Source organism: Sorangium sp. So ce296 (genome assembly GCF_051529605.1).
Taxonomy (GTDB): Bacteria; Myxococcota_A; Polyangia; order Polyangiales; family Polyangiaceae; genus Sorangium; species Sorangium cellulosum_D.
In genome coordinates this window covers 1116550-1137581 of sequence record NZ_CP150325.1, presented here as the reverse complement: position 1 = coordinate 1137581, position 21032 = coordinate 1116550, and the positions used below count along the sequence as shown (strand labels likewise).

Here is a 21032-nt window from a genome sequence, read left to right as displayed (position 1 = left end):
CGGCGCGACGCGCGCCGCTGGCGGTGTGTTCAGCCTTGCGGCTTGGACCACCGGTCCACGGCGACCATCGCGGCGCCGAGCCCGTCGATGTACGTGCCGTGCCGGAACGTCGCGCGCTTGAGCGCCGTCACCAGCGTGCTCAGGAGCTGGCGCGCTTCGTCCCGCTCGCGCCGCAGGTCCTGGACCTCATCCCGCGGCGGCCGGCTCACGGGCGCCGCTTGCCCGGCGTCCTTCGTGCCTGTCTGCTGTGCTCTCTCGGACATGGGTCTCATCCTCCCCTATCAAGGTAGCGCCGCCGCGACGTGGCCATCAACCTCCTGTGCAGGGTTTTGACCCGGTGTTCGTATCCCGGCCCACGCCGCCTCCGGAGCGCGCGACGAGGGTGACGAGGCCGCGCGCGATCTCGCGGTGGAGGACGTGGAATCCGGCCGCTTCGAGCCTGTCGCAGACCCACTCGGGGGAGAGCCGCAGCTTGCGATAAAAGCTCGCTGAAAGCCTCCACCGTCCGTCCTCGCGGCCGCGCGTGTGGACGAGATCGTGCACCTTGACGGTCTCCGGTTCGTATTCGAGGAAACAGGTCATGATCACGTCCGCCGAGTCGTGCACGGGGATGAACCGGTCGGCGCCCTCCAGCTCTCGGGTGAGGTCGCGGAACGTGAGCACGAGCTGGCCGCCGGGCGCGAGGCGCCGCGCGCAGCCGGCGAACATCCGCTCTACGTCCCCCTTGCTGCCCAGGTGAGGGAGGGTGTCGCCCATGCACACGGCCAGCGCGCAGGGGGGGCCTGGGCGCTCCAGCGCGTCGAGGAGATCGCCTCGGACGACATCGACGGGGAGCTGCCCGCGGCGTGAGGCGAGCTCGGCGAGGAGCTTGTCCGAGGTGTCCACCGCCGTCACCCGGAACCCGAGCTGCGCCAGCGCGAGGGACTGAAAGCCCGAGCCGCACCCGAGGTCGATGGCCTCCGAAGCGCCCTCGGGGCGAACGCCGAGGCGCTCGAAGAGGGCTCGCTGCTCGGCGACCTTGGCGTCGTGGTCCCCGAACATCCTGGAGTAGTGCTCGGCGAGGAGCTTGTCGTAGTGATCCGTGACGGTGGGCATAGTCTCTCTTCCTCCGCGGCCATCCTACAGCCGCGCGGCCGTCCGCCGTACACCGCCGCACGCGCGGAACCTACGCGACCACGCGGCCACGCGGCCACGCGACCACGCGGCCACGTGACCACGCGGCCACGTGACAGCGTACATGGACGCACGAGGGCGCACCAGAATCGCTTGCTCTCGAAAATTTCTGTTCTGCTTTGACGAAGGCGTGATATCTTGATTGAAACGCGACTTTTACTCCGACATCGATGTTCGCGTCGGCGATGTTGGAAGGCAACGGGGATGTCCCGGGGCGATGTTGACGAGGGAGAGGTCGCGGTGTTGTGCGCAGCTGGTGTCGTCGGACGGGTCAGAATGAGATGCGGCGAGCTTGGACCGAGCACGCCGGTCGCTCGCGCGGGCCTCTCGCTCTTCGAGAGCGCGCCTCGCGCGAAGCGCGCTGACCTACCCGTAGGCGGAGCCAGCCAGGCGAGCCGGAGAGCCCAGGCGAGCGGTCGAGCCGGGTAACCAGGCAGCCAGAACGACAGCGCCGAACGGCGGGCGAGCCAGAACGACGGGCGAGCCGCAGGAGCAGGTGACAGGTGAGCTCGGGCGAGCCGCGACGCGCTCTTGTGCGCGCGCCGCTCCTCCAGGGCCGGTCAGCCTCGCCGAGCAGCCCGCGCCGGGATCGGAATCCGGAGAATCCGGCGATGCGGTGGCGGCGGCGATGCGGGATGACCGCGACCGCGACCGCGACCGCGCCGCGAAGCCGAAGCCGAAGCCGAAGCCGAAGCCGAAGCCGAAGCCGAAGAAAAAGAGTTGCGGAGAGTGTCAGTCTCGGGCAGGATGAGAAGTTTTGATACTGGGGTGTTTGCGGCCTCGCCGGGTGGACGGGGGCCGCGGGGTCTCATTGAAGCGAAGGAGCGGAGTGCATGAAGACGTTGGGTGTTGGGCTCTCCAGGTACTCGCGATCCCTCGTCGCGGCGGCTGCGGTCGCGCTCCTCTCTGCCTCGCCGATCACGGCCTCGGCGGAGCACCCGGGGGCGACGCGGCCGGCCGCGCCCGGGGGTGCGCCGGCGGCGGCTCCGGGGGCGGAGAGCGCGCCTGCGGCAGAGCCCGCCGCCACGCCCGGTGCGGGCGAGTGGGACAGCTACTCCGTCGAGGTCTACGGCATGCTGGTCTCCCGCGCCGGGAAGGTCGCGACGCTGCGGCCGCTCGTCGCCACCAGCGCGACGCCGGTCGCCGCGGGGACCAAGGCGGTGCTCTTCCGCAGGATCGAGGATCCCAAGGGCGCGAGTCCCACGAAGTATGTCGAGATCGCCAGGGTGACCATGAAGAAGATCGAGGCCACCGGCAACATGCAGCTCACCATCGACTCGGAGCAGCAGGCGCCGGCCGCGGAGAAGGGCAAGGCGCCGGGCCACTTCGTGAAGGGCGCGCGGCTCAAGCTCGCGATCCAGTAGGCCCGACATCGCCTCTGCTGAGCACGCCGCCCGCGTGAGCTGCGCCGCGCCGCGCAGGGGCCGCCGCTGCAGCCGCCGCGCGCCGTCGCGGCGGAGGGGAGCGGCGCGCCGCCAGCGCGGCCCGCGCCAGGCCGCGCCAGGCCGCGCCAGGCCGCGCGCGGCCCGGGTGAGGCCGCCCTCCGGATCTCGCCGTCGCCGCACGACATTTTGAAACGCCGCGCCTCATCGTTGATAGAGTCGCCTTGCGGAGACGAGCGACGACGATGAACGCCCTTCGATCCTGGCTCTCGCAACTGAATCGCCCCGAGGTGACGGAGTTCGCCGTGGCCACGGGGCGCATGCCCAGCGTCAAGATCTCGGGCGCCTTCCAGGCCGTCGATCCCAGCGCCCTCACCACCGAGGACATCCTCATGCTCCTCAGCGCCCTCGGCGGTGGCCGCCACATCGAGGCGCTTGGCGCGAAGCCGTCGCAGTGGCACATCCGCATCGAGGGCATCGGCGCCATCTCGGTCGTCGCCGCGCGCCAGGGCGACCTCGTGCACGCCCGCATGACGCGGATGCAGCCGTCGTCCGCCGCGCCCGGGGCCGCCGCCGCGCCCGGGGCCGCCGCCGCCGCGCCCGGGGCCGCCGCCGCCGCGCCCGGGGCCGCCGCCGCGCCGCCGGCCCGCCCCTCGCAGCAGTTCTCCATGCGGGAGCACCTCGCGCCCGAGGAGGCGCAGCGCCCGCCGCCGCGCGACCCGGACGCGAAGCGCCCGAGCTCCTCCGAGCTCGCGTTCGACCTCCGCGGCGCGTCGCCGCCGCCCGTCGAGCCCCGCGCCGGTCGCCCCTCGACGCCGCGCTTCGATCCGCGCGGCGAGGACGCGCCCGTCGAGCCCCGCGCCGGCCGCGCGTCGGCGCCGCCCGCCGAGCCCCGCGCCGGCGCCCGGCCGGCCGCGGCGGGCCCGCGCGCGCGGCCCTCGTCCGCCGACGTCCCGGCGGGCGCCCTCGACGGGCTACTCGCCATGGCGCGCGATCAGGGCGCGAGCGATCTCCACCTCGTCGCCGGCCGCCCGCCGCTCCTGCGCGTCGGTGGCGAGCTCGTGCCGCACGGCGATCCGCTCGACCCGGCGGCGGTCGCGTCGCTCCTGCTCCCGCGCGTCCCCGCGCGGCTCTCGCCGGTCCTCGATGCCGAGGGCTCCTGCGACTTCGCCCTGGACCTCGCCGCGCTCGGCCGCTTCCGGGTGAACATCGCGCGCCACCGCCGGGGCTACAAGGGCTGCTTCCGCCTGATCGCGCGCACGATCCCCACCCTCGCGTCGCTCGGCCTGCCCGACGCGATCGGGCTCGCCACCCGCCACCATCAGGGCCTCATCGTGATCACCGGGCCGACAGGGCACGGCAAGACGACGACGCTGACCGCGATCGTCGACATCCTGAACCGCGAGACCAGCCACCACATCATCACGGTCGAGGATCCGGTCGAGTTCGTCCACGCGCGCGGCAAGGCGATGATCAGCCAGCGCGAGGTCGGCACCCACACCCGCTCGTTCGAGAACGCCCTCAAGGCCTCGCTGCGCGAGGACCCCGACGTCATCGTCGTCGGCGAGCTCCGGGACACCGCGACGGTGCGCATGGCGCTGGCGGCGAGCGAGACGGGCCACCTCGTGCTCGGCACCATGAACACCCCGAGCGCGGCGAAGACCATCGATCGGCTGATCGACCTCTTCCCGCCCGGCGATCAGCAGCAGGTCCGCGTCACCCTCGCGGGCGGCCTCCGGCTCATCGTCAGCCAGCGGCTCCTGCCGAGCGCGGACGGCAAGCGCATGGTGGCCGCCGCCGAGGTCCTGCCCGGCTCGGTCGCGCTGTGGAACCTCATCCGCGACTCGAAGACGTTCCAGATCCCGAGCCTGCAGCAGCGGGGGAAGGGCCTCGGGATCATCCGCCTCGACGACTCGCTGGCCGAGCTCGTCCGCGCCGGCAAGACGACGCTCGAGGCCGCGCTCACGGTGGCCGAGGCGCCGGACGAGCTCGAGGCGGTCCTCACCGGCAAGCGCCAGCCCGCGCTCGCGCCGGACAGGAAGCCGCCCGCCCCGCCGCCGGAGGCGTCGCGGCCCGGCGCCCCCGAGGCGGGCAAGGGCCTGTTCGAGCGCGCGGGCGCGCTCTTCGGGAAGAAGGGAGGCTAGCGTGGCCAGGATCGATCGCCTCTTCGACGAGCTCCTGATCAGGAAGGGCAGCGACCTGCACCTCGGCATCGGCTATCCGCCGCTCGTCCGCGCCCGCGGCGAGCTCGTCCCGCTGCGCGACACGCCCCTCGACGCGGCCGAGATGGAGGCGCTCCTCTTCGAGATCACGACCCCCGAGGAGCGGCGGCGCATCGTCGACGAGCTCGACCTCGATTTCGCCTATTCCTACGCGGACAAGGCCCGGTTTCGCGCCAACTACTTCTACAAGACCACCGGGCTCGCGGCCGTCTTCCGCACCATCCCGAGCAAGATCCTCTCCCTCGACGATCTCGGCTGCCCCGAGATCATCCGCCGGCTGTCGGAGCGGCCGAGCGGGCTCATCCTGATCACGGGCCCGACCGGCTCGGGCAAGTCGACGACGCTGGCGGCGATGATCGACCACATCAACCGCTCGCGCGCCTGCCATGTCCTCACGATCGAGGATCCGGTCGAGTTCGTGCACAGCCCGATCAAGGCCCAGATCACGCACCGCGAGGTCGGCCCCGACGCGGGCAGCTTCGCGAGCGCGATCCGCAGCGCCGGGCGGGAGGACGCCGACGTGATCTTGATCGGCGAGCTCAGGACGAACGAGACGATGAAGCTCGCCTTGCAGCTCGCGAGCTTCGGCGTCCTCGTGTTCGGCACGGTCCACACGAACAGCGCCGCCGCGACGATCGACCGCATCATCAACGCGTTCCCTGCCGACGAGCAGCTCCAGGTCCGCGGCATGCTGGCCGAGAGCCTCGCCGCGATCATCGCCCAGCAGCTCCTCCGCACGAAGGACGGCACGGGCCGCGTCGCCGCGCACGAGATCCTCGTCGGGTCGAGCGCGCTGTCCGCGATGATCCGCGAGGGCAAGACGTTCCAGATCACGAACCTGATGCAGGCCGGCCGCTCCGCCGGCATGCAGACGATGGACATGGCGCTGGAGCGGCTCGTCAAGAAGGACACCATCTCCGTCCAGGCGGCGCTCGAGAAGGCGATCGACAAGGACACCTTCCAGCGGCTCTTTCCCGACGCGCAGGGGGCGTGAGGGGAGCTGTCAAGGCGGTAGAAGATTGGATGATGAAGGAGAGAGAGAATTTTAACGCAAATGCGCAAAGACGCAAAAAGAAAGAGAATTAATTTTTAATATCTCTCTCTTCCTTGCGCCTTCGCCTTTGCGCCTTTGCGTTAAATTCTCCCTCTCTCGTCCGACACCCCTGTTCCAGCAGCTCACGCCGCCAGGCGGCGCGGCAGATCCACGGTGAAGCAGGCGCCCTCGCCCCGCTGGCTCGCCACCTGGATCGTGCCCCCGTGCGCCCGGACGATCTCGTTCGCGAGGTAGAGCCCGAGCCCGAGCCCGCCGTAGAACCTCGACGAGACCGCCCGCTCGAAGCGCGTGAAGATGCGCTCCAGGTCCTCGGGCGCGATGCCGATCCCGTGATCGCGCACGACCACGCGCGCCGCGTCGCCGCGCGCTTCGACGGTCACCTCGATGGGGCGGCCGGCGCCGAACTTGATCGCGTTGTTGAGCAGGCTCCTCACGACCTGCGCGACGCGGAGCCGGTCGACGCGGCCGAGCACCGGGCCGCGCGCGTCGAGCTCGACGCGACAGCCCGCCCGCGAGATCGCCTCGCCGAGCTCGACCACGACCTCGCGCGCCAGCGCGGCGAGGTCGACCTCCGCGAGCTCCAGGTCGAGCCCGCGGCGGGCGACCCGGTCGACGTCGAGGAGGCTGTCGAGGAGCACCTCGATCCGATCGACGTGCCCCAGGCTCGCCGCGACCATGCGCTCGAGCGACGGGGCCGCGGCCTCGGTCGCGAGCTTCTTCTGCAGCAGCCCGAGCTTCAGCTTGAGCGGCGTGAGCGGCGTGCGGAGCTCGTGGGAGGCGACCGAGAGGAACTCCTCGCGGAGCTGGATCGCCCGCTGCGCCTCGCGGTAAAGCCGCGCGTTGTCGAGCACGATCGCCGCCCGCCGCGCGAGCTCCTCCGCGAGCTCGGCGTCGGCCCGGCCATAGGGCGGCGCCGCCCCCGTCCGCACCAGCGAGAGCACGCCGAGGCAGCGATCCCGCGTCAACAGCGGCGCGTTCAGGTACGCCGCCGGCGCGAGCGCGAACAGCGCCTCGGGGCGCGCCGCCGCCGCGGCCCAGCGCCGCATCACGCGATCGTCCACGCGGCCGAGCTCGGCGCGCTCCGCGCCCAGCGCGCGGCGGGGCGCCCACGGCGCGCCCTCGGGCGAGGCGAGCGCGCGCAGCCGCCCGGCGCTCTCCGGCGAGCCCGCCGCCACGGCCGAGAGCTCGAGCGCGCCCGCCTCGTCGAGCACGTAGAGCGCGGCGCCCTGGGCGAGCTCCGGCACCGCGACCTCGGCGATCGCCTGAAGCGTCGCCTCGTAGCCGAGATCGGCCACGAGCCGCCGGGTCGCCTCCGCCAGGAAGCGCTCGGCCATCGCCGCCCGCTTGCGCTCGGTGATGTCCGTGGAGATGCCGCAGACCGCATACGCGGCCCCCGCCGCGTCGCGCAGCGTGAACTTGACGGTCAGGTAGGTGTGCGGCCCGTCCTCCTGCGGGAACACCTCCTCGAGATCGAGCAGCGTCTCCATCTCGATCGCCCGGCGATCGTTCGCGGCGAACAGCTCCGCGATCTCCGGCGGGAAGAGGTCGCGATCCCTCCGGCCGACGATCCGATCCCGCGGCCGCTGGACCGCCCGCTCGTAACACCGGTTGACCAGGAGCAGGCGGCCCTCAAGGTCCTTGACGTAGATGATCGCCGGCGAGTTGTCGACGATGGCCTGGAGCTGCTCCTCGCTCTTCTTCAGCGCCGCGTAGAGCGACGCGTTCTCGAGCGAGATGGCGGCCTGCGACGAGAGCAGCTCGAGCACCGCGAGCGTGCCCTCGGAGAACGCGCCGCGCATCGCCGCGTTCTCCAGGTAGAGGATCGCGGAGGCCCCGGCGCGCCGCGCGATCGGCATGCACAGGACCGATCGCGGCCGGGCCTGCGCGACGTACTCGTCCGCCGAGAACCGCGACTCCGCCGCGTCGTCGACGACGACCGGCTCGCCGGTCCGGCGGACGTAGTCGACGATCGACAGCGGCAGCGCGGCGGACGACGCCGGCGCGCGCGCCTCGCCCGCGAGCGCCTCCGCGAACGGCCTGCCCTCCTCGATCCGCGCCCTCGCCCGGACCGACGCGGCGCCGCGGCCGGCCTCCAGCAGGTAGCCCTTCTGCGCGCCCGCGTGCGCGAGCACGACCCGGAGCAGCGCCTCCTCGAGCCGGGGCACGAGGATCTCGCCGGAGATGCTCTGCGACGCCTTCACGACGGCCAGCCGATCGAGCTCCTCGGCCGGCATGGTGACCGTGCTGGACGCCGCGAGCAGCCGCGCCGCGAGGTGCGGATACAGCTGGTCGAGCTGCTTCACCTTGGCGTCGGCGCCCCAGCGCGCGTACGACGAGCGCGCCGCGCCGAGGTAGGTGTCGGCGATCAGGTCGAAGCCGCGATCGCGGTAGAACGCGGCGGCGAGCTCCTGGGCGAGCGCCTCGCCCTGGACGAAGCCGTTCGCGCGCGCGGCCCGGATGGCCTGCTCGTAGCGGCGCATCGCGGCGAGCTCGTCGCCCGCGATGCGCGCGATCTCGGCCGACACCAGCGCGCGGCGGTCCTCCTGGTTCGCGGGCTCGACCTCCGCCCAGCGGCGGAGATCCGCCTCGTGCGCGCGCAGGGCGGGGAGGACCGCGCGCTGCTCGGCCTCGGGCAGCGCGCGGGCGCGGCAGGACAGCGCGAGCGCCGCGATGTAGCCGTGGTCGGCGGCCTGGATCTGGCCGGTCACCAGGCCGAGCAGCTCGCCCGCCGCGGCCGCCGCGTCGACGGCCTCGCCGTAGCGCCCGAACACGAGCGCCGCCTGGGCCGCGTAGAGGCGCTCGTAGAAGCGCGTGAGCGGCGACGCCGCCTCGCCCGGCCGGGCGCCTTCGTGCTCCGCGCCCTCGCCCGCCCGGCCCGGCTCGTGGCCGCGCAGGCGCTGCACGAGCCGGTGCAGGACGGCCACGATGTCGTGGATGGCGTCGTGCCGGGCCCGGCGCGTGAAGGTGAGGCGCCGCTCGGCCTCGGCGGCGACGTCCGCCAGGGGATCGCCCGACGCGAGGCGCAGCGCCACGATGTGAAAACAGCAGTACGACGCGTAGATGAGCGCGCCGGTCTCGACGGCCTCGTCGAAGGCCTCGTGGAAGAGGCCGACCACGTCGCGGAAGGGGCGGATCCAGGGGTCGATGAAGGTGCTGATCATGTGGAGGATCTGCGCCCGGCTCCCGGCCTGACCGCCGGCGTCGAGCAGCGCGCGGGCGAGCTCGCCGAACCGGTAGCTCTCGCGGTAGAGCCCGAGGACGCGGCCGAGCGTCCCGCCGAACGCGACGTAGCCGGGCGGAGAGGCGTCCGAGTTGCCCGCGCGCAGGCTGAGCCGGACCATGTGGCACGCGATGAGGCCGTAGAGGTCCGGATCCGTGTAGTAGGCCGACGGCAGCGCGGTCGACAGGGTGAGCATGAGGGCCGCGGTGTCCGGATCGGCCATGCGCGGCAGCCGTGCGAGCGCCTCGGTGCGGCGATCGCGGATCTCGCCCCACACCTCGCGCGCCGCGCGCTCCACGGCGTCGCGCGCCGGGTGGAGCGGGAGGTCGACGCCGAAGCGGCGCGCGCAGGCGAGGGCGCTCCGCGCCGCCCGCTCGAAATCGGCCCGCGTCGTGTGCAGATCGATCTCGATGCGGTGGACCTCCGCGAGATCGAGCCGGCACCGGGCGCGCCCGAGGAGCGCGCCGACGAGCCGCTCCGCGGCGGCGAAATCGCCGCTCAGGAAGGCGCAGCGCGCGCCCTCGCCGTGGAGCTCGAGCGCGAGCGCGTAGTCCTTCTCCCACGCGTCGTCCGCGAGCAGCGCCATGCCCGCCGCGAGGTAACGGGCCGCCGCCGCGAAGGCGGAAGAGACCTTGGCCCGCCGGCCCGCCATCAGGTTGAGCCTGGCGATCCGGTCCCTCTCGCGGCGGTCCGTGACGAGCGCCGAGCCCAGGTTGAGGTGGCCGGCGATCTCGAAGATGCGCGGGTCGGCGGCGTCCGCCGCCGCGCGGGCGGAGAGCAGCCGGCCGATGCGGAGGTGCGCCGCCGCGCGATCCTCCTCCGGGATGAGCGCATAGGCCGCCTGCTGGACGCGGTCGTGGAGGAAGCGGTAGGTGTCGCCGGACCGGAGGAGCAGCCCCTCGCGCACGAGCTCCCGGTGGTCCTCGTGAATCGCGCCCGCGGGCCGATCCCGGATGACGGCGAGGGTGCCGGCGTCGACGGTGTTCCCCACGCAGGCGGCGAGCGTGAGCGCCTCCTGGGCGGGCTCGGAGAGGCGCTTGATCTTCGTGATCATGAGATCGATCACGTTGTCGGCGAGGCCCTTCTCGCGGATCGCGCCGATGTCCCACCGGAAGGCGCCGGCGCGCAGATCGGCCTCGAGCAGGCCCTCTTTGTGGAGCATGGCCAGGAACTGCGTGGCGAAGAACGGGTTGCCGGCGGTCTTCTCGTGGACGAGCCGCGCGAGCGAGTCGCTGTCCTCGCAGCTCGCCTGGACCGTGTCGGCGACGAGCCGCTGGACGTCCCGGGTGGAGAGCGGCGGGATCTCGATCTCGCGGAGCGGCGCGCCGGCGCCCCGCGCGCGCTCGATCATGCGCGCGAGCGGGTGGAGCGGCCCCACCTCGACGTCGCGGTAGGCGCCGATGGCGAGCAGGTGCCGCGCCTCGGGGTGGGTGACGAGCTGCTCGAGGAGCGAGAGGCTCTCCGGGTCTGCCCACTGGAGGTCGTCGAGGAAGAGGACGAGAGGGCGCTCCGCGCGGCAGAAGACGCCGACGAGCTGCCGGAGCACCGCCTCGAACCGGCGCTGCCCCTCGGTCAGCGGCAGCTCGGGGGCGGGCGGCTGCTCGCCGAGGATGAGCGCCACCTCGGGGAGGACGTCGATGACGAGCTGCGCGTTCTTGCCGAGCGCCGCGGAGAGCCGCCGCCGCCACGCGCCGACGACGGGCTCGCTCGCGCCGAGGACGCCGAGCAGGAGCTCGCGGAGCGCCTGGACGAGCGTGGCGTAGGGGACGTGCCGGTGCCGCTGGTCGAATTTGCCCGCCGCGAAGAGGCCGCGCCCGCGGACCGACGTGCGGTGGAGCTCCTGCACCAGCGACGTCTTGCCGGCCCCGGCGCCGCCGGCGAGCAGGACGAGCTCGGGCGCGCCGCGCAGGGCGACGCGCGCGAAGGCGGCGAGGAGGGCGGAGGCCTCGCGCTCGCGGCCATAGAGCTTCTTCGAGATCCGGAAGAGGCCGGAGAAGTCGTGCTCTCCGAGCGGAAATGGGTCGATGTGAGCGACCGTCGTGAGCCGCTCGAGGCAGCGCTCGAGGTCGCGCGTGACGCCGCGCGCGCTCTGGTAACGGTCCTCGGCGGCCTTGGCCAGGAGCTTCATGACGAGCTCGGACACGGTCCGCGGGATGCCGGGGACGAGCTCCGAGGGCGGCCGGGGGAGCACGGCGGCGTGGCAGTGGACCCACTCCAGGGCATCGCTGGCCGAGAAGGGCAGGACGCCCGTGAGCATCTCGTAGAGCGTGACGCCGAGCGAGTAGAGGTCGGCGCGGTGATCGACCGCCCGGTCCAGGCGTCCTGCCTGCTCCGGCGAGATGTAGCCGAGGGTCCCCTCGATGACGCCCGGGCTCCGCCCATCGTTCTCCTCCTCCGGGAGGAAGGACGCGAGATCGAAGCTCACGATCTTCACCTCTCCCGACTCGGGATCGAGGAGGATGTTCTGCGGTTTGATGTCCTTGTGGACAACCCCCTTCGCATGGATGTCCGCGAGCGCGGCGGAGGTTCGGGCGGCGATCGTCAAGAAGCGCCCGAGCTCCATCGGCGCGCCCAGCATCCGGTCGAGCGAGCGCCCGCGGAAGTCCTCCAGGACGAGCGCCGGCCGGTCCCGGTACGTCGTCAGCTCACAGGGCCTGATGGCGGTCTCTTCGCTGAGCCTCCGGCCGATCTCGAGCTCGTGGCGCAGGCGCGCCACGTCCCGGCGATCGAGGCGCTCTGCGCGAGGAATCTTGAGCAATACCGGACAGCCGTCCTCGTTCCGCACGCCGCGGTGGACGACATACCTGGTCTCCTCGCGCAGGACCTCCGTCAGCGTGTAGCGATCGGGCCTGGGCATGGCCCTCAACCGGCGGCCAGGCTGCGCCGCGCGAGCCGTCGAGTCCGCCCGCGCTCGGCGCGGCGCGCGCCCCGGCGCGCTACTGGCCGGCTTGGCGGGCGGCTTCGCGCAGAGCGCCACCGAGCGCTCTCCACAGAAGAGGGCGACCGAGCACGCCGCGGGCTGGCCCGGTAGATCGGCTCCACTGTAGGGAGTGTGCTGGCCGGCACAGTGGCGGTCAAGCCGCGGGGGCGTATCGACGTCTGCCGTCCACCGCGTCCACCGCAGCTCGGGCCGCGAAGGCGCGCGGCGCGCGGCGCAGCGATGCGGGCTCGAGCGCGCGCGACGACGGCTTCGCTCCGGCGGCCCCGCGGCCTTCGCGGAGCTTCCGTCTGGCGCGGCCGGGGGCGACGCGCGTATCCTTGTGGGCCCAATGCATCCGCCCGCACCCGATACCGCTTCGCTCGACCTTGACGCCTACCTCGCCCGCATCGGCTACCGCGGGGCGCTCGCTGCCACGCGGGAGGTGCTCGATGCGCTGCACACCGCGCACTCCTACTCTATCCCTTTCGAGAACCTCGATGTCCTCCTCGGCCGGCCGATCCGCATCGACCTGGCCGGCGTGCAGGAAAAGCTCGTCAAGGCGCGCCGCGGCGGCTACTGCTTCGAGCAGAACACCCTGTTCGTCGCGGCGCTGCGCCGGATCGGATTCAAGGTCACGACGCTCATCGCGCGGGTGAGGTACCATCGGAGCGATATCGGCCCGCGGACTCATATGCTGTCCCTGATCGAGCTGCCCGAAGGGCCGTTCATCGCGGACGTCGGCTTCGGCGGTCCGGGCCTCACGCAGCCGATCCGGCTCGTGGAGGGGGAGAGCCAGGCGCAGGCGCACGATGTGGTCGGCCTGCGCCGGGAGGGCGACGCGTGGGTGCTCGAGACGAGGGGGCGCGAGCCGTGGCAGGACCTCTATGCGTTCACGCTCGAGGAGCAATTCCCGGTCGATTACGAGGTGGCGAATCATTACACGTCCACCCACCCCGACTCGCTGTTCGTGAGCAATGTGCTCGCGGCGATCTCCTCGCCGGAGGCGCGCGTGACGCTGCGCAACCGCCAGCTGGGGGTGCTCCGGGGCGGCCAGGTCCAGTGGTTCGAGCTCGGGGACGACGAGCTCATCGACGTCCTGAAGACCCGCTTCGGGCTGGAGCTCCCGGCCGGAGCGCGGCTCTCCTGCGCTGGCCTGAACGGCTGAAGCGGCGGCCCCGCGAGCGGGGATGTCCGGCGCGCGCCGCCTCGGGCGCGGGCCGTCGCGGGGGCGAGGCGGCGACGGGCCGGCGGGCGCGGCTCGCCGGCCGCGCCCGCCGCCCGTCGCGCTGCCGCGTCAGTGGACGCGCCCGATGCCGCGGCGGATGAACGCCGAGCGGCTCGCGGCCGCGCCGGCCGCGCCGCCGCGCCCCGCGGCGCCTGCGAAGGTCGGGGCGGGCTCGCAGACCAGCGCCTTCAGGTCCTGGTTCCGGCGCCCGAGGTCGTTCAAGAAGCGCAGCTCGCCGGTCACCGGGTCAGGCATGTTGATGCCGGTCATGAAGCCGGACAGCGTCGCCTCGCCCCCGAGCGACCTCGGGTTCACGTGCAGGAACGGCGTCCCGGTCTCCGCCGCCCCGTGGCACCCGTTGCAGGTGTTGAGCGAGAACTTGTGCCGCGCCTCGTTGTTGAGGATGCCCGGGGCCGTCCACGCCGTCAGGTTGTTGAACGACGAGCCGCCGAGGAACGGGCTCCCCTGGAACGAGTCGGGCACCGTGTGTTGCTCCGCGACGATCGCCGCCTCGTTCTGGTTCACGTAGGCCGCGAGCGTGGCCGAGCCGTCGAAGCCGATGTCCGGCGTCAGCTTGACGGTCTCCGGGCGCAAGAAGCCCGTGTCGGCCGAGAGGACGAACTCGCGCAGCTCCCACGGGCCTGCCAGCGCGATCTCGTTCGTGCGGAGCTGCCCGAGCGAGCTCCCGTTCGGCCTGCCGGGCGCGGCGTTCCGGCCCGCGAACCGGGAGGTGATGTCCTGGAGGGCGGCGTTGTACTCCTCGGACGGGAAGGGCAGGCTGCCGAGGGCGTGCCAGTCGTTCGCCCAGTCGAGCACGTCGGCCTCGGTCGACGCGGGGAGCTTGTACTCCAGGATGATGGTGAACTGTTGCGGGAAGCCCTGGCTCACGACGCCGAACACGAAGCGCCCCTCGCCTGCGTGACCTTCGGCGAGGTTCCGCACGTCGATCCTGTTGACGATGCCGAGCAGCAGGAGCGGCGCCTGCGTCAGGTCGAGCGACCCGTCGGGGCTCCTCGGCCACTCGTCGAGCACGACCTGCTGAATGGCCGGGCGCGCCGGCACCGTGAAGCCGTTCACGACCTGGTCGGTCAGCCAGGTATTGAGCATCTGCTCGACCATGGCTGGCGCCTCGGCGGGCGTGGGGGCCATGTCCTCCATGAGGCGCGCGAACGTCCACGCGCCGGTCCGGGGGTCTTCCGGCGGCCCATTGGAGGTCGTGCGGATGGGATCCTCGACGACGCTGAGGTGCTTCACGAAGATCTCGCGGCTCGTCCGGACGAAGCAGCCGGTGGGCTCGGCGAGCTCGAAGTTGAGGGCGCCTGAGCCGACGAGGAGCTCGGTCGACCTGAAATTGAGCACGTCGAAGGGGATCTCGTGGACGCCGGGATCCGCGTCCTCGGTGCCGTTCACGGTGACCGCGAAGGTCGCCGTGCTCCCTGGCGGGACGCCGGGGATGAACGTGGTATCTCCGGAGACGTTGATGCCCGGCGACGGGTTGAAGATCTGGAGGGCGTAGTCCCCCGGGGCGCACGCGCCGACATCGTTGTTGGCGACGGCGACCTGGTACGCCACCGGCGTGTTCGGGGGGACCGGCCCGGTGCTCGCGGGCGTGACGGTGATCGTCCCGGGCCGCCTGAGGCAGGAGAGCTGGGCGATCTCGCTCGCGGTCGTCGGGCTGGCGGAGAGCCACACCTCGTCGATGAGGCCCGTGAAGCGCTGCTGCTTCTGCTCGTTGCCGCCGATGTGGATGGGCGCGTTGACGTCGCGGATCGTGCCTGCGGCGCTGAGCTGCCCGACCTGCTCGCCGTTCAGGAACAGCCGTACGAACCTGCCGTCGTAGATGCCCGCGATGTGCGTCCACACGTTGGCCTCGATGGGAGCGCGGGAGGTGACGGTCCGGCCGTCGGTCAGGGTCACGGCGAACCGCGCCTCGCCGTTGCGGATGCCGAGCGAGAAGCCCCTGTCTCCGCTGTCTCGCTCTTGCACGATCGTCTGCAGGGTCGACTCGGACACCGAGGTCGGGTTGACCCACGCCGCGACCGCGAGGTTCTTTCCGAAGGTGAAGAGGGGATTGTCGTCGGCGCTGACGGTGTCTTTTTTCTGGTCGAACGAGATGGCGAGGCCGCTGATGCCCTGAGCGCAGGCGGCGCTGGCCGAGCGGGTGGCGGTCGTGCCGTTGCCTGACGAATCGAGCAGCTCCGTCGTCGAGCCGTTGCAGTCGTCGAACTGCCAGAAGGCGACCGCCGGCGGCCCGACCGGGGTTGGCTCGACCGGCCCGCCGCCGGTGCCCCCGCCGACGCCGGTGCTGCTGCTGCTGCTGCTGCTGATGCCGGTGCTGATTCCGCCGGTGCCGCTGCCGCCGGTGCCGCTGCCGCCGCTGCCGCCGACGCCGACGCTGACGGCGATCGAGGCGCCTTCCGCCTCGTCGAGCGCCAGCTCTGCGTTGCCGAGCGAGCCTTCATCGACGCCATAGCTTCCGCATGCGGCGGCGCCCAAGGCGAACAGGGCGAGGACCGCAGCCGAGCTGGTTTTGGTTGCGAGAGGATGGGCGAAGCCGAAGGAGAGGTTCCGCATCTACGTTCTCGTTGGGTAAGAGTTGACTGCACGAGCGTGGTCCGGCCGCAGCGCGATCTGCGGCTGGTGACGCGAGCAGGCGTTGGTTCAGACCCGACCGGGCTGTTCGGGCTTGGGCGCTGGTGCCGAGCGCCCCATTGTTTCTCAAGCAATGGATATGCCCGCTGCTGGACGACGCTTTCCCCCTTGCCGCATCGATCCCAGCGTGTCCGGCCATGTCGCGGCGGCCTGACACTGGCACATGTGGCACACCATTTTTACGATGACAGGCGGGTGCTCGAGCCCCGACAAGCACGCTTCCAACGCGTCCTCACCGTCCGCCGCTGCGCCGCGTCTACGCCAAAGCTCCTCTCTGGAGCCGCGCGCCCGTCGCTCTTCGCCCCGAACGCCGCGCCTCTGCCGTCCGTCGCCCTGCGCGAGGTCGTTATACGGAGCAGCTCCCGTCGCGCCGCGTTCCTGGCGGCCGCGGTGCCCCGGTCGATCGCGGCAAGTTTCCGCCGCTCCCCCCTCTACAACCTCACCCCTATTCTCTGATACACGTCAGCGGAGCCCTCCCGCACAGGAGGCGGGCCTCCCCCCTAATCTCTGACCCACGTCAGCGGAGCCCTCCCGCACAGGCGACGGCCCTCCCCCCTAATCTCTGACCCACGTCAGCGGAGCCCTCCCGCACAGGAGACGGGCCTGCCCCCTAATCTCTGACCCACGTCAGCGGAGCCCTCCCGCACAGGAGACGGGCCTCCCCCCTAATCTCTGACCCACGTCAGCGGAGCCCTCCCGCACAGGAGACGGGCCCAGATCGGCGTTTTCGGCGCGGAGGCGTACTCTTGTACGCCGAGCACCGAAAACGTCGAGATGGGCCCGTATCCGAAGCGGGAGGGCTCCTCAGGACGAGGTCCAGCGGGGGCCCTGGGGGGTGTCTTCGAGGACGACGCCGGCCTCGGCCAGCAGGTTGCGGATGGCGTCCGCCTTCGCGAAATCCTTCGCCTTCCGCGCCGCCTGGCGCATCGCGATCAGCCGGTCGATGGCGGCGTCGCCCCCGCGCCCCGCCGCGCTCTCGGAAGGGGCGACCGCATAGTCGGCCACGAGCGCCGGATAGAGCGCCGGCTCGGCCACCTCCACCCCGAAGACCCAGAGATGGCGCGCCACCGCCCGGTACACCGCGAGCAGCGACGCGCGGTCGTCGCACTGCTCGATCCCCGCCGAATAAAGCGCGCTCACGTAATCGAAGAAGGCCGCCACCGCGTTCGGCGTGTTCAGGTCGTCGTCCATCGCCTCGACGAAGCGCGCGATGAACCGCTCGGTGTGCTCCTTGAACTGGCCGTGGACGTACTGGTGGCGCATCCTCGGGAACCGCTCCTCCTCGGGCCGCTGCGACGCATACGCGCCCGGCGCGAGCGGCTCCTCCCCCGCGCCGCGCAGCTTCTCGGCGAGGACCGCCGCGAGCTTCTTGATGCGCGCGTAGCCCTGGGCGCTCTGCTGGAGCAGATCCCAGCCGAACGGGAGCTTGCACCGGTAATGGTGCGTCACGAAGAACCACCGCGCCTCGTCGTGGCCGTGCCGGGACAGGAGCTCCTCGACGGAGATGACGTTCCCGAGGCTCTTCGACATCTTCACCTCCTTGAGATCGAGGTGCTCGGGGTGCAGCCAGTAGCGCACCCACGGCCTCCCGCAGAGCGGCTCGCTCTGCGCGATCTCGTTCTCGTGGTGCGGGAACATGTTGTCGATCCCGCCCCCGTGGACGTCGAAATGGTCGCCGAGCAGCGCCGTGCTCATCGCCGAGCACTCGATGTGCCAGCCGGGCCGCCCCGTCGGCCACGCGCCCTCTCCGGTCGGCCAGCTCGGCTGGCCCGGGGAGGTCGGCTTCCAGAGGCTGAAATCCGCCGGGTGCCGCTTCCGCGCGAAGTCCTCCTCGACGCGGCCGCTCGCCCCGACCTCCTGCTCGTCGACCTTGCGCCCCGAGAGCTCACCATAGGAGGGGCACGTGGCGACCTCGTAGAAGACCTCGCCGTTCACCGAGTACGCGTGGCCCTTCTCGATGAGGCGCTTCACCATGTCGACCTGCTCGTCGACGAAGTCGGTGGCGCGCGTGTAGACCGCGTAGTCCTTGATGTGGAGCTTGCGGCAGTCGCGCCGGAAGGCCGCGATGTTCCGCTCGGCGACGTCGACCGCGCCCTCGCGCTCGTTCGCGCGCTGCATGATGCGGTCGTCGATGTCCGTGTAGTTGATGATGCTCAGCACGTGATTGCCGCGGTACTCGAGGTAGCGGCGGAAGACGTCCCAGAAGCAGTAGGTGCGCGCGTGACCGATGTGCATCGGCGCGTAGACCGTGAGGCCGCATGTGTAGATGCGCACGATCTTCGGCTGGGCGGAGACGAATGGCTCCTTCTTCCTCGTGAGCGTGTTATGGACCTTGAGCGGCATCGGCCACCTGCGTGAATGTGCGAGCTGCCCCCCGGACCGCGTACGCTACCCTGGCGTCGCTCCCCGGTCAACGCGGAACATCGTCGCCGTTCCCGCCCGTTCCCGTGGTTTTCCGCACGCTTGCGGCCGTCCTGTCTTCGATCTACGCAGGCGTGCATGCACATCACTTCAAGGACCTTGCTGTTCGTCCTCACGGGCGCGCTCGCCGCCTGCGCGTCCAACCCGCCGCCCGTCGAGACCGCCCCGCCGCCCCCGCCGCCGGCTCCGGCTCCGGCCGCCGAGCCGGCCGCGCAGCCCGAGGCGGCGGCCCCGCCCCCGGTGGATCCGGCAGAGGAGAAGAAGAAGGCGGAGCTGGCCAAGCTCGCCGAGGACACGAAGGCCATGGAGGCCAAGGCCGACCAGGAGGCCGCGCGGTTCGACGACGCGCTCAAGGCCGAGGTGAAGGCGCTCCTCGCGGCCAATCACCCGAGCGCCGGCGCGGCGCTGCGCGCGGCGCTCAAGAGCAAGCACCGCGTCCCGGGCAACGCCGAGCGGGACGCGGCCCGCCACCCCGTCGAGACCCTGGAGTTCTTCGGCCTCAAGCCGACGAGCACCGTCGTCGAGCTCGGGGCAGGGGAGGGCTGGTACACCGAGCTGCTCGCGCCCGTGCTCGCCAAGAAGGGCAAGCTCATCGTCACGTCCTTCGACCCCAACGGCCCCGCGGACTCGCGCAACACCCTCTATGGCAAGCGGCTGAAGCGCACGCTCGATAAGTCGCTCGACCTGTTCGGCAAGGTCGATGTCGTCGTCATCGACCGCGACGACCCGAAGCTCGGAATCGACGGCAAGGCCGACCTCGTGCTCGCCATCCGCGAGGCGCACGGCTGGCAACGGAACGGCAAATTCGACACCTACGTCGCCGAGGCGTTCAAGGCGCTCAAGCCGGGCGGCGTCTTCGGCATCGTGCAGCACCGCGCCAAGCCCGACGCGAACCCCGACGAGAGCGCCAAGCAGGGATACCTCCCGGAAGCGTGGGTGATCCAGAAGGTCGAGTCGGCCGGCTTCAAGCTCGCGACGAAGTCCGAGGTGAACGCCAATCCGAAGGACACGAAGGACTATCCGGAAGGGGTCTGGACGCTGCCGCCGAACTTCCGGCTCGGCGACAAGGACCGCGCGCGCTACGCCGCCATCGGCGAGAGCGACCGGATGACCCTCAAGTTCGTGAAGCCCGCCCGCTGACCCCCGCCCGCGCAGATCCCACCCGCGCCTCGCGCGCCGCGCCGACCCGCCGCTACGCGGGCGCCGCGGCGCTGTCCGAGGGCGGCCGCGCGACCACGCGGCGCATCGGGATCGCGGCGCCCGGGGCCCCCGTGGCCCGGTGCGACGTGAAGCCGAGGCCGTCCAGCATGGCCGGCGACGCGTAGACGCCCGTCGCCGCCGTCTCCGGCAGGCACGAGGAGAGCTCGAGCACGTTCCCGCCCACCACCGAGCCGTCCTCGGTGACCACCACGTCGCCGGCGTGGAGGCAGAAGCGCACGCCGACCCGCAGGTCGCGCCGGTCCGGCCCGGCGATCCGCTCGTACAGCGCGAGCGCGGCCGAGATCGCGCGGCCGCGCGCCTCCTCGGCGCCGCGCTCGTCGCGCGGCCAGTCCGCCGAGAGCAGCACGCTGGTGCTCGTGACCGCGAGCGGCGAGAACCCCGCGGTCGCGAGCTCGGTCATCGCCTCCGGGAGCACCGCCTCGAAATCGGTCAGGAAGGAGTCGGTCGGCGCCTCGAGCGCCCGGGTCTCGGCGAGGACCTCGACGAGCATCCCGATGGCGAGGCGGCGGACGCGCCCCGCCTCCTTCGCGTCGGTGCGGAGGACCCGCGCCGTCGCGGCCCGCACGTCCTCCAGGAACGCGGCGACGTCCGGGTGGCGGCCCGCGGGGTCCTTGCTCATGGCCCGCACGACGATGTCGTCGAACGCCGGGTCGACCGGCGCGTGCAGGCTCGGGCGGGGCGGCGCCTGGTGGAGGTGCAGGTGGCGCAGCACCGGGTACGCGCTCGCCGAGAAGGGCATCGCGCCCGCGATCATCGTGTAGAGCAGCGCGCCGAGCGCGTAGACGTCGGTCCGCATGTCGACCGGCCGGTTCAGGAGCTGCTCGGGCGACATGAACGCCGGGGTCCCCACGACGTGCCGCGACGACGTGAGCGAGAGATCCGTCGTGCCGAGCAGCTTCGCGATGCCGAAGTCGAGCAGCACCACCCGGAGCCCGCCGCCCTGCTCGCACAGGATCACGTTCGAGGGCTTCACGTCCCGGTGGATGATCCCGAGCGCGTGGACCGCGGCGAGCGCGCTGCAGAGCGGATCGAGGATCGCGAGCGCCTCGTCGGCCGGGAGCCGGCCGCGCGAGAACAGGTGCTGCTCGAGGCTCCTGCCCTGCAGCAGCTCCATCGCGTAGTAGGGCCGCCCGTCCTCGAGCTGCCCGACGTCGAGGATCTCGACGACGTTCGGGTGCCGGATCCGCCCGATCGCGTCGACCTCGCGCTGGAACCGGAGCACCACGTCGGTGCGCGAGATGAGCTCGGCGTGCATGATCTTGACCGCCGCCGGCGCCCCGCTCGTCGCGTGCGCCGCGCGGTAGACGACGCCGAACCCGCCCTCGGCGATCACCCCGTCGAGGAGGTATTCGCCCGCCCGCGGCGCCGCGGCGATCGGGATGCCGGGGCCGTCGCCCTCGCGATCGCGCGCATCGAGCGTGCGCTGGTCCCAGGTCGGCGCCGTGCCGGCCGCCGTCGCGCCCGCCGCGGGCGCGACGGGCGCGTCCACCGCCGGCTCGGCGAGGGACGGCTCATCGTCTCGAGAGGAGGTCTTCATACATG

11 protein-coding genes are annotated in these 21032 nt (G+C 72.0%); 5 read left to right on the top strand and 6 right to left on the bottom strand.

Features of this window, described 5'->3' with window-relative positions; genetic code table 11:
• Window positions 1–29: 29 nt before the first annotated feature.
• On the bottom strand, window positions 30–263 hold the full coding sequence (locus WME98_RS04300) for a hypothetical protein (RefSeq protein WP_437950097.1): 234 nt from the start codon (window positions 261–263) through the stop codon (window positions 30–32).
• Window positions 264–309: 46 nt separating this feature from the next.
• Window positions 310–1095 (bottom strand): class I SAM-dependent methyltransferase, encoded by a 786-nt coding sequence (locus WME98_RS04295; protein ID WP_061623715.1) that lies wholly within the window; start codon window positions 1093–1095, stop codon window positions 310–312.
• A gap of 911 nt (window positions 1096–2006) precedes the next feature.
• On the opposite strand from WME98_RS04295, the gene WME98_RS04290 reads away from it, so the two are divergent.
• The 3 genes from WME98_RS04290 to WME98_RS04280 all read left to right on the top strand — a co-directional run bounded on the left by WME98_RS04290 (window position 2007) and on the right by WME98_RS04280 (window position 5771).
• Window positions 2007–2537, top strand: a complete 531-nt coding sequence (locus WME98_RS04290; protein WP_437332279.1) for a hypothetical protein — start codon at window positions 2007–2009, stop codon at window positions 2535–2537.
• A 263-nt stretch (window positions 2538–2800) separates the two neighbouring features.
• On the top strand, window positions 2801–4699 hold the full coding sequence (locus WME98_RS04285) for a PilT/PilU family type 4a pilus ATPase (protein ID WP_437950096.1): 1899 nt from the start codon (window positions 2801–2803) through the stop codon (window positions 4697–4699).
• 1 nt (window position 4700) lies between these two features.
• Window positions 4701–5771: a type IV pilus twitching motility protein PilT gene (locus WME98_RS04280; protein ID WP_061624770.1), complete on the top strand. Its 1071-nt coding sequence runs from the start codon at window positions 4701–4703 to the stop codon at window positions 5769–5771.
• A gap of 182 nt (window positions 5772–5953) precedes the next feature.
• Here WME98_RS04280 and WME98_RS04275 read toward each other — a convergent pair whose 3' ends face one another.
• Window positions 5954–11908 carry an AAA family ATPase gene (locus WME98_RS04275; protein WP_437950095.1) on the bottom strand — a complete coding sequence of 1985 codons (5955 nt, stop codon included), beginning with the start codon at window positions 11906–11908 and terminating at the stop codon, window positions 5954–5956.
• A gap of 412 nt (window positions 11909–12320) precedes the next feature.
• Here WME98_RS04275 and WME98_RS04270 point away from each other — a divergent pair, with 412 nt between their 5' ends.
• On the top strand, window positions 12321–13136 hold the full coding sequence (locus WME98_RS04270; RefSeq protein ID WP_437950094.1) for an arylamine N-acetyltransferase family protein: 816 nt from the start codon (window positions 12321–12323) through the stop codon (window positions 13134–13136).
• 129 nt (window positions 13137–13265) lie between these two features.
• Here WME98_RS04270 and WME98_RS04265 read toward each other — a convergent pair whose 3' ends face one another.
• Together WME98_RS04265 and cysS are read right to left on the bottom strand one after the other, a co-directional pair.
• On the bottom strand, window positions 13266–15770 hold the full coding sequence (locus WME98_RS04265) for a LamG-like jellyroll fold domain-containing protein (protein WP_437950093.1): 2505 nt from the start codon (window positions 15768–15770) through the stop codon (window positions 13266–13268).
• Window positions 15771–16652: 882 nt separating this feature from the next.
• Entirely contained in the window at window positions 16653–18191 is a 1539-nt protein-coding gene (gene cysS, locus WME98_RS04260) for a cysteine--tRNA ligase (protein WP_437950092.1), read from the bottom strand.
• A 156-nt stretch (window positions 18192–18347) separates the two neighbouring features.
• On the opposite strand from cysS, the gene WME98_RS04255 reads away from it, so the two are divergent.
• Complete coding sequence (locus WME98_RS04255; RefSeq protein WP_437950091.1) at window positions 18348–19409, top strand: class I SAM-dependent methyltransferase; 1062 nt, start codon at window positions 18348–18350, stop codon at window positions 19407–19409.
• Window positions 19410–19461: 52 nt separating this feature from the next.
• Here the strand turns inward: WME98_RS04255 and WME98_RS04250 are convergent, their stop codons facing one another.
• The gene (locus WME98_RS04250) at window positions 19462–21027 is read right to left on the bottom strand and encodes a serine/threonine-protein kinase (protein WP_437950090.1); all 1566 of its coding nucleotides are present in this window, start codon (window positions 21025–21027) and stop codon (window positions 19462–19464) included.
• Window positions 21028–21032 lie beyond the last annotated feature (5 nt).

What these genes read in the sequence shown, in the direction of transcription:
- WME98_RS04300 (WP_437950097.1), bottom strand. Translation starts at nt 263, where the DNA reads ATGTCCGAGAGAGCACAGCAGACAGGCACGAAGGACGCCGGGCAAGCG.
- WME98_RS04295 (WP_061623715.1), bottom strand. Translation starts at nt 1,095, where the DNA reads ATGCCCACCGTCACGGATCACTACGACAAGCTCCTCGCCGAGCACTAC.
- WME98_RS04290 (WP_437332279.1), top strand. Translation starts at nt 2,007, where the DNA reads ATGAAGACGTTGGGTGTTGGGCTCTCCAGGTACTCGCGATCCCTCGTC.
- WME98_RS04285 (WP_437950096.1), top strand. Translation starts at nt 2,801, where the DNA reads ATGAACGCCCTTCGATCCTGGCTCTCGCAACTGAATCGCCCCGAGGTG.
- WME98_RS04275 (WP_437950095.1), bottom strand. Translation starts at nt 11,908, where the DNA reads ATGCCCAGGCCCGATCGCTACACGCTGACGGAGGTCCTGCGCGAGGAG.
- WME98_RS04270 (WP_437950094.1), top strand. Translation starts at nt 12,321, where the DNA reads ATGCATCCGCCCGCACCCGATACCGCTTCGCTCGACCTTGACGCCTAC.
- WME98_RS04265 (WP_437950093.1), bottom strand. Translation starts at nt 15,770, where the DNA reads ATGCGGAACCTCTCCTTCGGCTTCGCCCATCCTCTCGCAACCAAAACC.
- cysS (WP_437950092.1), bottom strand. Translation starts at nt 18,191, where the DNA reads ATGCCGCTCAAGGTCCATAACACGCTCACGAGGAAGAAGGAGCCATTC.
- WME98_RS04255 (WP_437950091.1), top strand. Translation starts at nt 18,348, where the DNA reads ATGCACATCACTTCAAGGACCTTGCTGTTCGTCCTCACGGGCGCGCTC.
- WME98_RS04250 (WP_437950090.1), bottom strand. Translation starts at nt 21,027, where the DNA reads ATGAAGACCTCCTCTCGAGACGATGAGCCGTCCCTCGCCGAGCCGGCG.